14 protein-coding genes are annotated in these 13634 nt (G+C 68.9%); 10 read left to right on the top strand and 4 right to left on the bottom strand.

Going from position 1 to position 13634, the window contains the following annotated elements; genetic code table 11:
* Positions 1-33: 33 nt before the first annotated feature.
* On the bottom strand, positions 34-1299 hold the full coding sequence (gene mshA / locus LQV16_RS15615; protein WP_229994818.1) for a D-inositol-3-phosphate glycosyltransferase: 1266 nt from the start codon (positions 1297-1299) through the stop codon (positions 34-36).
* A 132-nt stretch (positions 1300-1431) separates the two neighbouring features.
* Between mshA and LQV16_RS15610 the strand changes: the two genes are divergently transcribed.
* The gene (locus LQV16_RS15610) at positions 1432-1986 is read left to right on the top strand and encodes an N-acetyltransferase (RefSeq protein WP_229994814.1); all 555 of its coding nucleotides are present in this window, start codon (positions 1432-1434) and stop codon (positions 1984-1986) included.
* Between the two features lie 59 nt (positions 1987-2045).
* Here LQV16_RS15610 and LQV16_RS15605 read toward each other — a convergent pair whose 3' ends face one another.
* The gene (locus LQV16_RS15605; RefSeq protein ID WP_229994813.1) at positions 2046-3461 is read right to left on the bottom strand and encodes a 6-phospho-beta-glucosidase; all 1416 of its coding nucleotides are present in this window, start codon (positions 3459-3461) and stop codon (positions 2046-2048) included.
* An 80-nt stretch (positions 3462-3541) separates the two neighbouring features.
* Here LQV16_RS15605 and LQV16_RS15600 point away from each other — a divergent pair, with 80 nt between their 5' ends.
* Positions 3542-4633: a carbohydrate kinase family protein gene (locus LQV16_RS15600; protein ID WP_229994812.1), complete on the top strand. Its 1092-nt coding sequence runs from the start codon at positions 3542-3544 to the stop codon at positions 4631-4633.
* 178 nt (positions 4634-4811) lie between these two features.
* On the opposite strand, the gene LQV16_RS15595 is transcribed toward LQV16_RS15600, so the two are convergent.
* Complete coding sequence (locus tag LQV16_RS15595; RefSeq protein WP_229994811.1) at positions 4812-5153, bottom strand: YciI family protein; 342 nt, start codon at positions 5151-5153, stop codon at positions 4812-4814.
* Between the two features lie 311 nt (positions 5154-5464).
* Between LQV16_RS15595 and LQV16_RS15590 the strand changes: the two genes are divergently transcribed.
* The 7 genes from LQV16_RS15590 to tsaD all read left to right on the top strand — a co-directional run bounded on the left by LQV16_RS15590 (position 5465) and on the right by tsaD (position 11257).
* The gene (locus tag LQV16_RS15590) at positions 5465-5929 is read left to right on the top strand and encodes a phage tail protein (RefSeq protein WP_229994810.1); all 465 of its coding nucleotides are present in this window, start codon (positions 5465-5467) and stop codon (positions 5927-5929) included.
* A 232-nt stretch (positions 5930-6161) separates the two neighbouring features.
* Positions 6162-6605 carry a VOC family protein gene (locus tag LQV16_RS15585; RefSeq protein WP_229994809.1) on the top strand — a complete coding sequence of 148 codons (444 nt, stop codon included), beginning with the start codon at positions 6162-6164 and terminating at the stop codon, positions 6603-6605.
* Between the two features lie 390 nt (positions 6606-6995).
* On the top strand, positions 6996-8216 hold the full coding sequence (gene alr, locus LQV16_RS15580) for an alanine racemase (protein WP_229994808.1): 1221 nt from the start codon (positions 6996-6998) through the stop codon (positions 8214-8216).
* On the top strand, positions 8213-8932 hold the full coding sequence (gene tsaE, locus LQV16_RS15575; protein WP_229994807.1) for a tRNA (adenosine(37)-N6)-threonylcarbamoyltransferase complex ATPase subunit type 1 TsaE: 720 nt from the start codon (positions 8213-8215) through the stop codon (positions 8930-8932). The genes alr and tsaE overlap by 4 nt, the downstream gene beginning before the upstream one ends.
* Positions 8932-9603 carry a tRNA (adenosine(37)-N6)-threonylcarbamoyltransferase complex dimerization subunit type 1 TsaB gene (gene tsaB / locus LQV16_RS15570; protein WP_229994806.1) on the top strand — a complete coding sequence of 224 codons (672 nt, stop codon included), beginning with the start codon at positions 8932-8934 and terminating at the stop codon, positions 9601-9603. Before tsaE ends, tsaB begins: the two co-directional genes overlap by 1 nt.
* Before the next feature lie 53 nt (positions 9604-9656).
* Positions 9657-10124: a ribosomal protein S18-alanine N-acetyltransferase gene (gene rimI, locus LQV16_RS15565; protein WP_229994817.1), complete on the top strand. Its 468-nt coding sequence runs from the start codon at positions 9657-9659 to the stop codon at positions 10122-10124.
* Entirely contained in the window at positions 10121-11257 is a 1137-nt protein-coding gene (tsaD, locus tag LQV16_RS15560; RefSeq protein ID WP_229994805.1) for a tRNA (adenosine(37)-N6)-threonylcarbamoyltransferase complex transferase subunit TsaD, read from the top strand. The genes rimI and tsaD overlap by 4 nt, the downstream gene beginning before the upstream one ends.
* Before the next feature lie 88 nt (positions 11258-11345).
* Here the strand turns inward: tsaD and LQV16_RS15555 are convergent, their stop codons facing one another.
* Entirely contained in the window at positions 11346-12497 is a 1152-nt protein-coding gene (locus LQV16_RS15555; protein WP_229994804.1) for a glutamate--cysteine ligase, read from the bottom strand.
* A 297-nt stretch (positions 12498-12794) separates the two neighbouring features.
* On the opposite strand from LQV16_RS15555, the gene LQV16_RS15550 reads away from it, so the two are divergent.
* Positions 12795-13628, top strand: coding sequence for a shikimate 5-dehydrogenase (locus LQV16_RS15550; protein WP_290369384.1), 834 nt, complete (start codon positions 12795-12797; stop codon positions 13626-13628).
* Positions 13629-13634: the final 6 nt, after the last annotated feature.

Here is a 13634-nt window from a genome sequence, read left to right as displayed (position 1 = left end):
GGAGTTGCCGGGCGGGGGCGGGGCGGATCCGGTTCAGGGCGTGTGGCCCACCGGGATGGTCAGGCTTCCAAAATACTGGCTCACGGCGGTGTGGTAGCTGTCCAGCGTGATGGCGGCGGTGTGCTGCCAGCCGAAATCCTCCGCGTGGAGCGCCGCGGTGTGCCCCATGTCGGTGCGCGTTTGGGGGTCGTCGAAGAGCTCTTCGAGGGCGTCCGCCCAGTCGCTGGCCTTGTGACCCTCGATCAGCATCCCCGTCCGGCCGTCCTGGACGGCGCGGGAGAGGCCGCCCACTTTCGTGGCGAGGACGGGCGTCCCGCAGGCCTGCGCCTCCAAGGCCACCAGACCGAAGGATTCGCTGTAGGAGGGCATCACCACGACGTCGGCCGACCGGTACCAGCCGGCCAGCTCCGGGGCGTTCACCGGCGGATGGTGGGTGGCGACGTCGTCCATTCCGGCGGCGGTGATCAGCGCCTTGAGATTGAAGTCCTTGGCGCCGCTGACGGCCCCCAGGATGGTCAGCTGCAGGTCGATGTCCGGACGCCGGGAACGCAGGAGCGCGGCCGCCTTGATCAGGATCTGCGGGCCCTTGAGCCGCTGGATCCGGCCCGCGAAGAGCAGATGGAACTTGCCCGGGACGACGCCGTGCTGGGCCCGGGCGCGGTTCCTGAAGGACGGCGTGAAGACCGCCAAGTCCACCCCCGGCGGCGCGACGTCGATGCGGTCGATGTCGGCGTTATAGTGCGAGACCAGCTCGGCCGCTTCGGTGCCGGTATTGGCGATCAGCCGGGTTGCGCCGTCGACAATCCGGTGCTCGCCGTCCTCACGCCGCCGCGGTTCGGGCTGCTCGCCGGACTCGAGGAGCTGGTTCTTGACCTTCGCCATCGTGTGCATGGTGTGGACGAGAGGCAGCCGCCACAGCTCTGCGAGCTCCAGCCCGGCCACCCCGGACACCCAGTAGTGGGAATGGATGACGTCATACCGGCCGTGCGGCTGGAGCTGGCGGATCCGGTCGATCTCGGCGACCATGCTGTGCAGCAGCCCTGGGAGCTCCTCCTTGGGCAGCTTCCGTGGCGGGCCGGCGAGGACGTTGTGTACGCACACGCCCGGGGACGGGTGTTCGACGGCGGGCTGCGTGGCCGAGGTGGACCGGGTGAAGATCTCCACTTCCACGCCGGTCTCGGCCAGGGCCGCGGCCAGTGCCCGGACGTACACGTTCATTCCGCCGGCGTCGCCGGAGCCGGGCTGCTCCATGGGCGAGGTGTGCAGGGAGAGGAAAGCGACGCGGCGGATCAGCGACACGGTTCCCCTTTCCTCTGCAGACTGCATGTCGATAAAACATTACTCCTGAAGTGCCGGCTGGTTCACGGCTCCGTTCCCGGATCGCGCCACGGGTCCGTTCCCGGACCGGGGCTTACTGCTAACGTGGCCGCTGTGAGCGCAACGACAGAACCTGAACGTGCAGCCGGCTGGACAATCCGGGAGGCCCGCGCGGAGGACTGGCCGGGGATCTGGGCGATTCTGGAACCGGTCATCCGGGCCGGGGAGACTTTTACCTGGGACCGGGACACCGCCGAGGACGAGGCCCGCGGGCGCTGGTTCAAGCAGGCGCCGGGCCAGACGTTCGTCGCTGTCGCCGACGGGCCCGGCGACAGCGACAGTGACCGGGCTGCGGGTGCCATCCTTGGCACCGGCGAGCTGCACCCCAACCAGGGCGGCGGCGGCAGCCATGTCGCCAACGCGGGCTACATGGTCCATCCCGCCCAGGCCGGCCGCGGACTGGCCCGGGCCCTCTGCGCCTATTCGCTCGAGGCCGCGCGCGACGCCGGCTTCCGGGCCATGCAGTTCAACGCCGTGGTGGAGAGCAATGTCCGGGCCGTTGCCGCCTGGAAATCCATGGGTTTCGAAGTGCTCGCGACCATTCCCGAGGCGTTCAACCACCCGGAACTGGGCTATGTGGGCCTGCAAGTGATGTACCGAAGGCTGTAGGGGTTCTGGCCCGCTGGCCGCGGATCGTTACTGGCCGCGAGCGTTCCTGCCCCGGGCCGTTACTGGCCGCCGTGCCAGAGACGGCTCAGCTCCGGGAACGCGGCTTCATAACCGGCCAGCAGTTTGCCGGCGAGGACCTCCGAATCCACGAGCGGATGCCTGGCGAACGCGGCGAGGGCTGCCTCCCGCCGTCCGGCCGTCGCCGCCTCCACCACGAGCCGTTCGACTTCCTTGACGCGCCGCATCAGCTCCAGTTGTGCCGGTGCCGGACGATCCTGGGGGACCGGCACAGCGCCGTCGGGCGTCACCGTGCACGGAACTTCGACGACGGCGTCGGCCGGCAATCCCGGCACCGCCTGCACTGCTGACCCGGCGGCGCCCGCTTCCGGTGCCGCGGACCCGGCGGCGTTGACAGTGTTGCGCGTGTTGAGGATCAGGTCCGCCGCGCCGCCTCCGGAGAGGGCGCGCATGGCCGCCAGGGCCACCCGCTCGTAGCCGCCGCCGGCGAGGTCGGTCTCGTCACGGCGTTCCCCGGAGGCGCGGGCTTCAGCGAGATAGCCTTCCTCGCGTGAGAGCCGGGCGGCGTCCCAAAGTGCAAAAGCATCCGGTCCGGCGGCAGCCAGCCGGGGATAGAGCTCGGCCTGCTGCCGGGCGATGGATTCCCCTCGGGTCTGCTCTGCTGCGCGCATGCCGGCCACCGCTCGAGCCGTGTCGTAGTAGTAGAAGAGGTACTCATTCGGCAGGCAGCCGAGCCCGGCCAGCAACCCGGGCGGGAACAACCGGCCCTCCTCGAATCCCGACAGCGCTGCAGGGTCCGCGAGCAGCTCCGGGAGGGCGTCCCGGCCTCCGGCCTCCAGCCGGTATAGCCAGCCGAGGTGGTTCAGGCCGTAGTAGCCCACGCCGTCGAGCGTGCCCTCCGGCAGGGCGACGCCGGCAGCCCGCGCCGCGCGGTGCACCAGGCCGCTGGCGGAGTCGCAAATCCCGATCACCTTGGGCCCGAGCACCGGGACCAGGGCCTCGGTGACCATGCCGGCGGGGTTGGTGAAATTGAGCAGCCACGCCGCGGGGCAGCGGCTCCGCATTTCCTCCGCGAGCCGCAGCATCGGCGGAATGGACCGCAGAGCGTAGGAGATGCCGCCGGGGCCGGTGGTTTCCTGGCCCAGGAGTCCGAGGTCCAGGGCGATCCGCTCGTCGGCGGTCCGCCCGGCCGTGCCGCCGGGCCGGATGGCGGCGAAGACCATGTCTGCGCCGTCGAGGGCCTCGGGGAGCGAGGAAACGGCACGGACCTGCGGGCCGGAACCCGGCGGACCCTGCTGGGCCAGGGAGGCCAGGACCGCCTCGATGGCCGCCAGCCTGGCGGGATCGACGTCGTAGAGCACCAGCTCCCGCACCAGCCCCGCGAAAGGGCCGGCAGAGAGCGCCCGGTAAACCAGGGGGACCCGGAACCCGCCCCCGCCGGCGATCGTGAGCCGCATGCGGACAGTCTATTCCCCGCAGGCCAGGGCCCCGGTTCCCGCGGTTTCCCTCGACGGCGGTACAGCGTAGTGTGCCGTATATGGACGCGACCCCGGCGCGGCGCTTTGATCCGCTCTCTGCCGTCCGCAGCCCGGCCGCGGACGGGTTCGACCTGCTCCTAACCGGGACGGTGTTCCAGGACATTATCTTCACCGGGCTGCCCCACGCACCGCAGCCGGGCACGGAAATTTGGAGCGACGGGATGGGCAGCTGCCCCGGGGGTGTCGCCAACCAGGCGATCGCCGCGTCCCGGCTGGGACTGCGGACCGGTCTTGCCGCCGCGTTCGGCGATGACGGCTACGGCGACTACAACTGGAAGATCCTCGCCGCCCAGGAACATGTGGACCTGTCCCTGTCGCGGCGTGTGCCGGGCTGGCATTCGCCCGTCACGGTGTCCTTGAGCGTGGAGAAGGACCGGTCCATGGTGACGCACGGGCACCCGGCACCGGTGACCTCCACCGAGCTGGTCGGATGCCCGCCGCCGGCGCTCGCAGCCGTTGCGGAGCTGGGGGAGGAACTCGAACCGTGGGCTGTCGACGCGCACAAGAACGGCGTCCTGCTGTTTGGCGATGTCGGCTGGGACCCCACCGGCGCGTGGTCCTCGACCCGGCTGGACAACCTGAAGTACTTCCACGCCTTCATGCCGAACCAGCATGAGGCTATGAACTTCACCGGCCGCGACGACCCCTGGTCCGCGCTGTACTCGCTCGCAGAGAGGGTTCCGGTGGCGGTGGTCACCCTCGGCGCCCAGGGGTCCATGGCCGTGGATTCGGAAACGGGGGAGGAAGAGTGGGTCCCGTCCCTGCCTGTCCGGGCCTACGATCCCACCGGTGCCGGTGACTGCTTCGGTGCGGCATTCATTGTCGGTTCCCTGGCCCGCTGGCCGCTGGGAGACCGGCTCCGCTTCGCCAATCTGTGCGCCGCCCTGGCCGTCCAGGAGGTTGGCGGCTCACTTGCCGCACCCGGCTGGGGGGACATTGCCGACTGGTGGCAGCGGGCCAACGCCCGGAAGGAACGGCAGGGCAGCCAATGGCTTCGCCGCTACCGCTTCCTGGAAGAGATCGTGCGCGATGTCCCGCCCGAGGCGCAGCGGCGGGCGACGGCGACCATCGCCCACCTGTCCGACGCGTAGACGGGCCGGGGGGCCCTGGGCGGGGCCGTTGCTGTTACCACTGGACATGTCCTCCGTTCAAGCCAAATGCGTGGACCCGTGCCCGTTGTGCGCATTCGTGGGTCGTCGAGCGCGACAAATCCGTGCGATCGCGAATATGTCGACCGCGAGTCCAGCGACGAGGAGACCCGGCCGAGACCTAGCTGGCGGGGTCGTATTGGAAAGCGCGCACTTCCTGCGCGCAACGGCAGGCGACCGCGATCTTCGCGGCCCACTCCAAGGCCGCATCGTACGAGGGCAGCTCCAGCACCGAGTAGCCGCCTTCGAGCTGTGTCGTCTGCGGGTGGGTGCCCTCGCTCACCGTCCCATCGCCGTCGACCATGACGGGCGGGATGCTCTCATCGATGCCGCCGCCGAACACCCAGACGCCGGCGTCCTTCGCCTCCTGAACGACCGCATGCGCCGCATCCGAAACGGCCTGCAGGTCTTCGTCAGGAAAGACCATGGCGGCACTCGGAAACGAGATCAGATACTTGGTCATCGCGTCGACTCCTTCCTCACAGCACGGGCGATCACATTCATCCTCGCCGATGCCATCGTGCCGCGCAAAGATCTCGGCGGTCCCGCGGATGCCGGTGCCCGCTCACGGATCCGCCTCAACATCGGAGGTTTCTAACGATCCGAATCGTGTGCTTATAGGGCCCCTTCACCGGCTGCTGGACCGGAACCCAGCTTTGCGCCTATCCGCGTCGGCCGTCACGGGGATCGGCGCGCTACGCACGTGCGTTCTGACGTCCGGGCAGCACGTCGTCGCGTTAGATTGGTCCCAGCACATCTGACCAGGAGGCCCGCATGCCGTACATCGTTGACTTCGAGAACGTTTCTACTGTCGGCTTGGAATCGTCTCCTGTCGCCGAGGCCTTGGCCGGGTTGCGCGCCAACGAGGGCCGCTATTACCGGAACAAGTACGGCCACGTCTTCACCGTGAGCCCTGCAGACGAGGTGCCTGAGGTGGTCGACAGGGTGAGCCGCATCCTCAGGGACGAGCGTGACATCGTCATCGGCTCCCGCCCGCTCGAAGCGACCGCGTTCGAAGTCGACGGTTTGCGGATGGCTTATGTGTTCTACGAGTCGGGGCTGTCGATCAACGTCATGTACAGCATCGAGGAAGGCGGGAAGCGAGCGGTCGGATTCAAACTTGCCGAGGGCATGGAGATTCCGGAGGAACTGGCCTCACGCTTCAAGTTCGCTCGCCAGAAGTCGAAGCTGGCGGGCGTTATCCGCGGCTCTTACTTCGTCATTAAGGGCGAGTACTGACCGGGCTCACCGCCGCGTCTTGGGCGACGCCGCGACCGCTGCGGGCTGGCGTCCCGCACCGGCGGGACTCAGGCCAGCATCGCGGTGTTTGTCGGAGAAGGGGCAGTCTGCCAATCCTTCGGATTGTTCAATCAGGGCGCCGGAAGGATTTCGCCGATGATTGTGTTGGGAATCCCCGTCGGCTCCGTCCCTTCGGACGGATCGACAAGATGAGCACCGGAGGATGGACCTCATGTCACATGTACGACGTTTCGATCGTGTCGGTATCACTGTTGCCGATCTCAACGCGGTGACGGCGTTCTTCGTCGGGCTGGGTCTCGAGGTCGAGGGCACGCGGATGTTCGTGGAGGGCGAGTTCCTCGACACGGTCATCGGCATCCCCGACTCCCGCACCGAGATCGTCATGCTGCGGCCGCCCGACGGAGGTACCCGGGTGGAGCTCTCGAGCTTTGTCCGGCCCGACCACCAGCCCGGATCGCCCGCGGCGATGGCCAATGAGTTGGGGCTGCGCAACGTGGCCTTCGAGGTCGACGACCTCCAGGGGACCGTCGACCGGCTGGCCGCGGACGGCTACGGGCTGGTCGGCGGCATCGGCCAGTACGAGCACATCTGGCGCATGGCCTATGTGCGCGGTCCGGAGGGGATTATCGTGTCCCTGGCCGAGCGGATCGGCTGACCGCTGTCCGCCAAACCAGCGATGCAGCACGAAGGGGCGATGCAAACCCTGTGAATCTTAAATCAGCCAGTCTCGCAATCGTTCGTTCGCCGTGAACGGCCCACAATAAACACCACGTTCAGGAAGGTGTTGCGACGTTCACGAGAGAGCACTCTGTACCCGTTGTGCATTCGTGGGCGTGAAGAATGGGCATGTCCCGCGGTGGGTGCCGGTCCGGGTTGCTGCCACCTGTGGGCATGTCCTCTGCTGGGGCCGAGGCGTGGGCCTGTTCCCGTTGTGCGCATTCGTGGGCGTGAAGAATGGGCATGTCCCGCGGGGAGGAAGGGCATGTCCAGTGGTGGCCGGGGCCTCCGATTATTTGGCCCGCGGCGCCGCGCCTAGAATCGTTAAGTGACTTACCAAGCAGCAACAGGCGATCTCCTGCCCGGATCGGCGGCAGTGCCGGCCCACGCTGAGGAGCGCTCGGCCGTAATCGACCTCGACGCCATCCGGCACAACGTCCGCCGCCTCGCAGCCGTGGCCTCACCCGCGCAGGTCATGGCCGTGGTCAAGGCCGACGCCTACGGGCACGGTGCCGTCCAGGTGGCCCGGGCGGCCCTCGGTGCGGGGGCCAGCTGGCTGGGCGTGGCCCACATCTCCGAGGCCCTCGCCCTGCGCGCCGCCGGGATCGAGGCGCCGCTGCTGGCCTGGCTGCACACCCCGGACAGCAACTTCGCCGCCGCAGTGGCCGCCGGAATCGACATCGGCTGCTCGGGCTGGGAACTGGACCGGATCGTGGCCGCCGCCCGCGAACAGGAACGGCCCGCCCGCGTTCATCTGAAGGTCGACACCGGGCTCGGCCGCAACGGCGCCACCCTCGACGCCTGGGACAGCCTGGTGGGTGAAGCCATGGAACACCAGGACCAAGGCCTGCTCCGGGTCGTGGGGATCTTCTCCCATCTGGCCGTCGCCGACGAACCCGAACGGCCCGAAACCGACGAGCAGCTCGCCGCGTTCCGTCAGGTCCTCGCCGTTGCCCAGGACGCCGGCGTGGACCCCGAGGTCCGCCACCTGGCCAACACCCCGGCCACCCTCTCCCGGCCGGACACCCACTTTGACTTGGTCCGCGTGGGCCTGGGCCTGTACGGGCTGTCCCCGTTCGAAGGACAAACCCCGGCCGAGCTCGGGCTGCGCCCGGCCATGACGGTCCGCACTGTGGTTTCGCACTGCAAGGACGTGCCCGCCGGGCAGGGCGTTTCCTACGGCCTGAACTACCGCACGGACGGCGTCAGCACCCTCGGACTCATCCCGCTGGGCTACGCCGACGGCGTGCCGCGCATTGCCACCGGCGGTCCGGTCCGGGTCGAGGGCGTGAACTATCCGGTCGTAGGGCGCATCGCGATGGACCAGATGGTGATCGACCTCGGCCCCCGCCATGTGGCGGCCGGAGGCCCGAGCATCCTCGGGGCCGAGGCGGTGCTGTTCGGCGACGGCGCCGACGGCGGACCCACGGCCGATGACTGGGCCAGGGCTGCCGGCACCAACAACTACGAGATCGTCACCAGGATCAGCCCCCGGGTGCCGCGCCGCTACCTCAACGAAGAACCCTCCGCCGGCGAAGAGCGGCCGTGAGCGGGCCCGCGTGGGAACGGAGCCTTGAGGTCCGGACGGCGGCGCAGACGCACGCGCTCGCCGCGGCCCTCGGCGCCGTGCTCGAAACGGGCGACCTGCTGGTCCTGACCGGCGAACTGGGTGCGGGCAAGACCACCTTCACGCAGGGGCTGGGGGAAGGGCTGGGCGTGCGGGCAGGCATCATTTCGCCGACCTTTGTCCTGGTGCGGATCCACCCCAATCTGCCCGAAGGACCCCGGCCGGGCGGTCCGGACCTGGTGCATGTGGACGCCTACCGGCTGGAGTCGGCCGCCGAAATCGATGACATCGACCTCGAAAACACCATGGACAGCGCCGTGACGGTGGTCGAATGGGGCCGCGGCCGGGTTGAGCACCTGAGCGACAGCCGGCTTGAGGTGGAACTCCACCGGCCGCGCGGGGGCGCCGCGGGCATAGGCGCCGCGGGCATGCCTGCATTGCCTCAGCCCGCCGGGGCACCGCGCGTGGCGGCCGATTCCGCTGCCGATCCCGGCGTGCTGGATTTCGACACGGACGACGACGACGAGCCGCGGTCCGTGGTGATCCGCGGCTTCGGCCCGCGCTGGGCCGAAGCGCCGGCGCTGCCCGGCGTCGTCGAGCCCGTGCCCGCCAGCGGATCCGGGCCCGCCACCGCACCCGGACCCGCCACCGAGCCCCTGCCCGAGACCACGCCCCAGACCCCGGAACGGAACTCCTGATGCTGATCCTCGCCATCGACACCTCGGCCGTCGCCAGCGCCGCGCTGGTCTCCGATGACGCGCCGGAATCCGTGCTCGCCAGCTTCGCCACCGCAGACACGCGCACGCACGCGGAGGTCCTGGCCCCGGGGATCGACGAGCTCCTGGCCGAGGCCGGCGTCAGCGGCCGCGACGTCGACGCAATCGTCACCGGTGTCGGCCCCGGACCGTTCACGGGACTGCGCTCCGGGATCGTCACCGCCCGCACCCTCGCCTTTGTCTGGGGCAAGCCGCTGTACGGCGTCATGAGCCTGGACGCGATCGCCCTGGAAGTCGCCGAATCCACCGACTCGGCCGCGGAGTTCATTGTCGCCACCGATGCGCGCCGCAAGGAAGTGTACTGGGCCCGGTATACCCTCTCCGATGCCCAGCTGCCGCACCTGGCGGACGGACCGCACGTGGGATTCGCCGCGGACCTTCCGGACCTGCCCGTCTACGGTGCCGGGGCCGGAATCTACTCCGACGTCGTCAAGGCGGTCACCGAATTCAGCACCCGGCAGCCGGAGGCCCTCTCGCTGGGCCAGTTCGCGCTCGCCCGGCTCGCAGCGGGGGAACAGCTCCTGGACTCCACCCCCCTGTACCTGCGCGAATCCGATGCCCAGGTGCCCGGACCAAGGAAGCGTGCCCTGTGAGCCCGGAACGCGCCGCGCCGCGCAGGCTGCCCGGCGGGGTTACCCTGCGGGACATGGACGCCGCGGACATCCCCGCCGTCCACGCGCTGGAACGCCGGCTCTTTCCCGTGGATGCCTGGCCGCTGCAGATGTTCCACGACGAGCTGGCGCAGACGGACACCCGCCGCTACCTCGTGGCGGAGGTCCACGGAGGGATCGTGGGCTACGCCGGACTCATGTGCATCGAACCGATCTCGGACGTCCAGACCATCGCCGTGGTGCCCGAGCAGGAAGGAAAGGGCATCGGCTCTGCCCTGCTCACCGAGCTGATCGTGGAGAGCCGACGCCGCCGCGCCCAGGACGTGCTGCTGGAGGTCAGGGCGGACAACCCCCGCGCCCAGGAGCTCTACCGACGCTTCGGCTTCGAACAGATCCACGTCCGGCCCCGCTATTACCGCGACGGCGTCGACGCCCTGATCATGCGGCTCCAGCTGCCCCGCGAACCACTTAGCCCCCAGCCAGAGGAAGCAGGCCGACCATGAACCGCACCCAGCCGCTCGTGCTCGGCATCGAGTCCTCCTGTGACGAAACCGGCGTCGGCATCGTCCGGGGGACCGCTCTGCTGACGAACACCGTCTCGTCCTCCATGGACGAACACGTCCGCTTCGGCGGGGTGATTCCCGAGATCGCCTCCCGGGCCCACCTCGACGCGTTCGTCCCCACCCTCGAGGAGGCCCTCGCCGAGGCGGACGTAACGCTCGCGGACATCGACGCGATCGCCGTCACCTCCGGGCCGGGCCTGGCGGGGGCCCTCATGGTGGGGGTGTGCGCGGCCAAGGCGCTCGCCGTCGCCACCGGAAAACCCCTCTACGCCATCAACCACCTGGTCGCGCATGTCGGCGTCGGACTCCTGCAACAGCGCGCCGGCACAATGACGCTGTCCGGCAACGCGACGCCGTCCGGCGCGCCGTCGCCGCAAACCCCGCCGCACGCCCTGCCGGAGAACATGGGCGCGCTGCTGGTGTCCGGCGGCCACACCGAGATCCTGCGGATCCGGAGCATTACGGACGACGTCGAGCTGCTGGGCTCCACGATCGACGACGCAGCCGGCGAAGCGTATGACAAGGTGGCGCGGCTCCTGGGCCTGGGCTACCCGGGCGGTCCGGCGATCGACAAACTCGCGCGCACCGGCAACGCCAAGGCCATCCGGTTCCCGCGCGGCCTCACCCAGCCCAAGTACATGGGGACCGCCGAGGCGCCCGGGCCGCACCGCTACGACTGGTCCTTCAGCGGGCTCAAGACCGCCGTCGCCCGCTGCGTTGAACAGTTCGAGGCCAGCGGCGAGGAGGTCCCCGTGGCGGACATCGCCGCGGCCTTCCAGGAAGCCGTGGTGGACGTCATTACCTCCAAAGCGGTGCTCGCCTGCCGCGAAAACGGGATCACGGAGGTCCTTCTGGGTGGAGGCGTCGCCGCCAACTCGCGGCTGCGCCAGCTCACCGAGCAACGCTGCAGTGCCGCCGGGATCCGGCTGACGGTGCCGCCGCTGCCGCTGTGCACCGACAACGGCGCGATGGTGGCGGCCCTCGGGGCCCAACTGGTCATGGCCGGAGTGGAACCGAGCGGAATCGGTTTTGCCCCGGACTCCTCGATGCCGGTCACCACAGTCTCCGCCTGAGGCCTCGACCGCCTAAAGCCGGGTCCGGCCTAAAGCCTGGTCCGGGCGAATCTGAGTCCGCCTCCGTGGAGGCTGTAACAGTCCGGAGCTAGGCGTCCGGCCCCTGCCGCATCTGCTTGACCAGATCCAGGACGACCGCGCGCAGGTCCCCGCCGTGCTCGGCGGCGACCCGGCGTTGGCGCTCGTAGCCGGCGCCGCGCTCGATGATCTTCTCGACGTCGGCCAGTTCGGCGCTGCAGCCGAGCTTCGCCGCCACGGGCTCAAGCCGCTTGAGTGTCTCGCGCAGGTGCTCGGTGACGAGCTGCTCGTTGCCTTCGGCGTCGAGGATGATGATTGCGTCCAGGCCGTACCGGGCCGCGCGCCACTTGTTTTCCTGGACGTGCCACGGCGGCATGGTGGGAATGGTGCCGCCGTTCTCCAGCGTGGTGGAAAATTCGTCGACCAGGCACTGCGTCAATGCCGCGATCGCCCCGACGTCCTCGAGGGTCGCCAGGCCGTCGCAAATGCGCATCTCGATGGTGCCGAGGGCCGGAACGGGGCGGATGTCCCACCGGATCTCGGAGAGGGTGTCGATCACACCGGTGGTGAACATGTCCTGCACGTAGGACTCGTAGTCCTCCCAGCTGGCGAACTGGAACGGCAGCCCGGCGGTGGGCAGCTGCTGGAACATGAGGGCGCGGTGCGAGGCGTAGCCGGTGTCCTCGCCGCCCCAAAACGGGCTGGACGCGGAGAGCGCCTGGAAGTGCGGGAAGTAATTGACCAGGCCGTCCAGAACCGGAAGGACCTTGTCCCGGCTGTCCAGTCCGACGTGCACGTGGACGCCGTAAATGACCATCTGCCGGCCCCACCACTGGGTCCGGTCAATGAGCTTGGCGTAGCGTTCCTTGTCCGTGACAGGCTGGAGCTGTGGCGGGCTGAATGGATGGCTTCCGGCACAAAAGATCTCCACGCCCATGGGATCGGTAACGTCCCGGACGGCCGCGAGCGAGCTGCTCAGGTCCGCTTTGGCTTCCGCGACGGTGGTGCAGATGCCCGTGACGAGCTCCACGGTGTTGAGCAGCAGTTCCTGCTTGATGTGCGGGTGCTCGTCGTCCTCATTGAGTTCGGGATGCCGGGCAGCGACTCCGCGGAGCACCTGGTTCGCCACGGAGGCCAGCTCACCGGTCTCGGCGTCGACGAGCGCCAGCTCCCATTCCACGCCAAGAGTCGACTGCCTGGATGAAGCGAACTCGATCTTCATGTGGTCCCTTCACTGTTTTGCTGTCACTGGCCGCGGTCCTGGTGGGAAATGCGCTGGCAAACACCCTCGGACGTGCCACCGGCGGTGGCACGTGACATTTCCCATCAAGGCGCCGGGCGGGCGGCTGACAGGGCTACGGGTGGTCCAAGTCTAGTGCAGGGGGCGCCCCGGGACGCGTGTCATAGTTACCGCTGGTGCGTGAGTGTATTCACAAAGCGGCTGGTCAGCGAAGGTTCATGTTACGACGTGGGGCCGGCGGCCGGGGTGACCGGACCCGTCCTGGCGTTTAATGGAGCTGTGCCCATTCTGAACAAAGACATGACCCTGTGTATCTCGCTCTCGGCCCGGCCCAGCAACAACGGGACGCGCTTCCACAACCACCTGTACGAACAGCTGGGCCTGAATTGGATCTACAAGGCCTTCGCCCCCACCGATCTCGCCCAGGCGATCGCCGGCGTGCGCGGTCTCGGCATCCGGGGCTGCGCGGTGTCCATGCCCTACAAGGAGGACGTGATCGCCCTCGTTGACGTCATGGACCCGTCGGCGAAGGCCATCGATTCGGTCAACACCATCGTTAACGACGGCGGCCGGCTCACGGCCTACAACACCGACTACACGGCCATCGAGCAGCTCCTGCACAGCAACGCCGTCCCCACGGACTACTCGGTGCTGGTCCTGGGCTCCGGCGGCATGGCCAAAGCCACCGTGGCCGCGCTGCGGGATGCCGGCTTCAAAGACGTGACCGTCGTGGCCCGCAACGAAGACTCCGGCCGCGCCCTGGCCGAACTGTACGGCTTCACCTGGAGCGCGGAACTGGGCGCCGCGGAGTCCGGCACCGGCACAGCCGACCTGCTCATCAACGTCACACCGGTCGGCATGGCCGGCGGACCGGACGCGGCGGCTCTGTCCTTCCCGCAGGAGGCCATCGACGCCGCAAAGGTGGTGTTCGACGTCGTCGCTCTCCCGGCCGAGACGCCTCTCATCAAGGCCGCCCGCGCGGCCGGCAAGACCGTGATCACGGGAGCCAAGGTGGCCACGATCCAGGCGCTGGAGCAGTTTGTGCTCTACACCGGGATCCGGCCCACGGACGAGCAGATCAGGTCCGCCGAGGAGTTCATGCGGGCCCAGTAGCCCAGT

This window comes from Arthrobacter sp. Bi26 (assembly GCF_918697925.1).
Taxonomy (GTDB): domain Bacteria; phylum Actinomycetota; class Actinomycetes; order Actinomycetales; family Micrococcaceae; genus Arthrobacter.
Note: the sequence above shows the minus strand (reverse complement) of the source record. Positions and strands in the feature narration are given on the sequence as shown.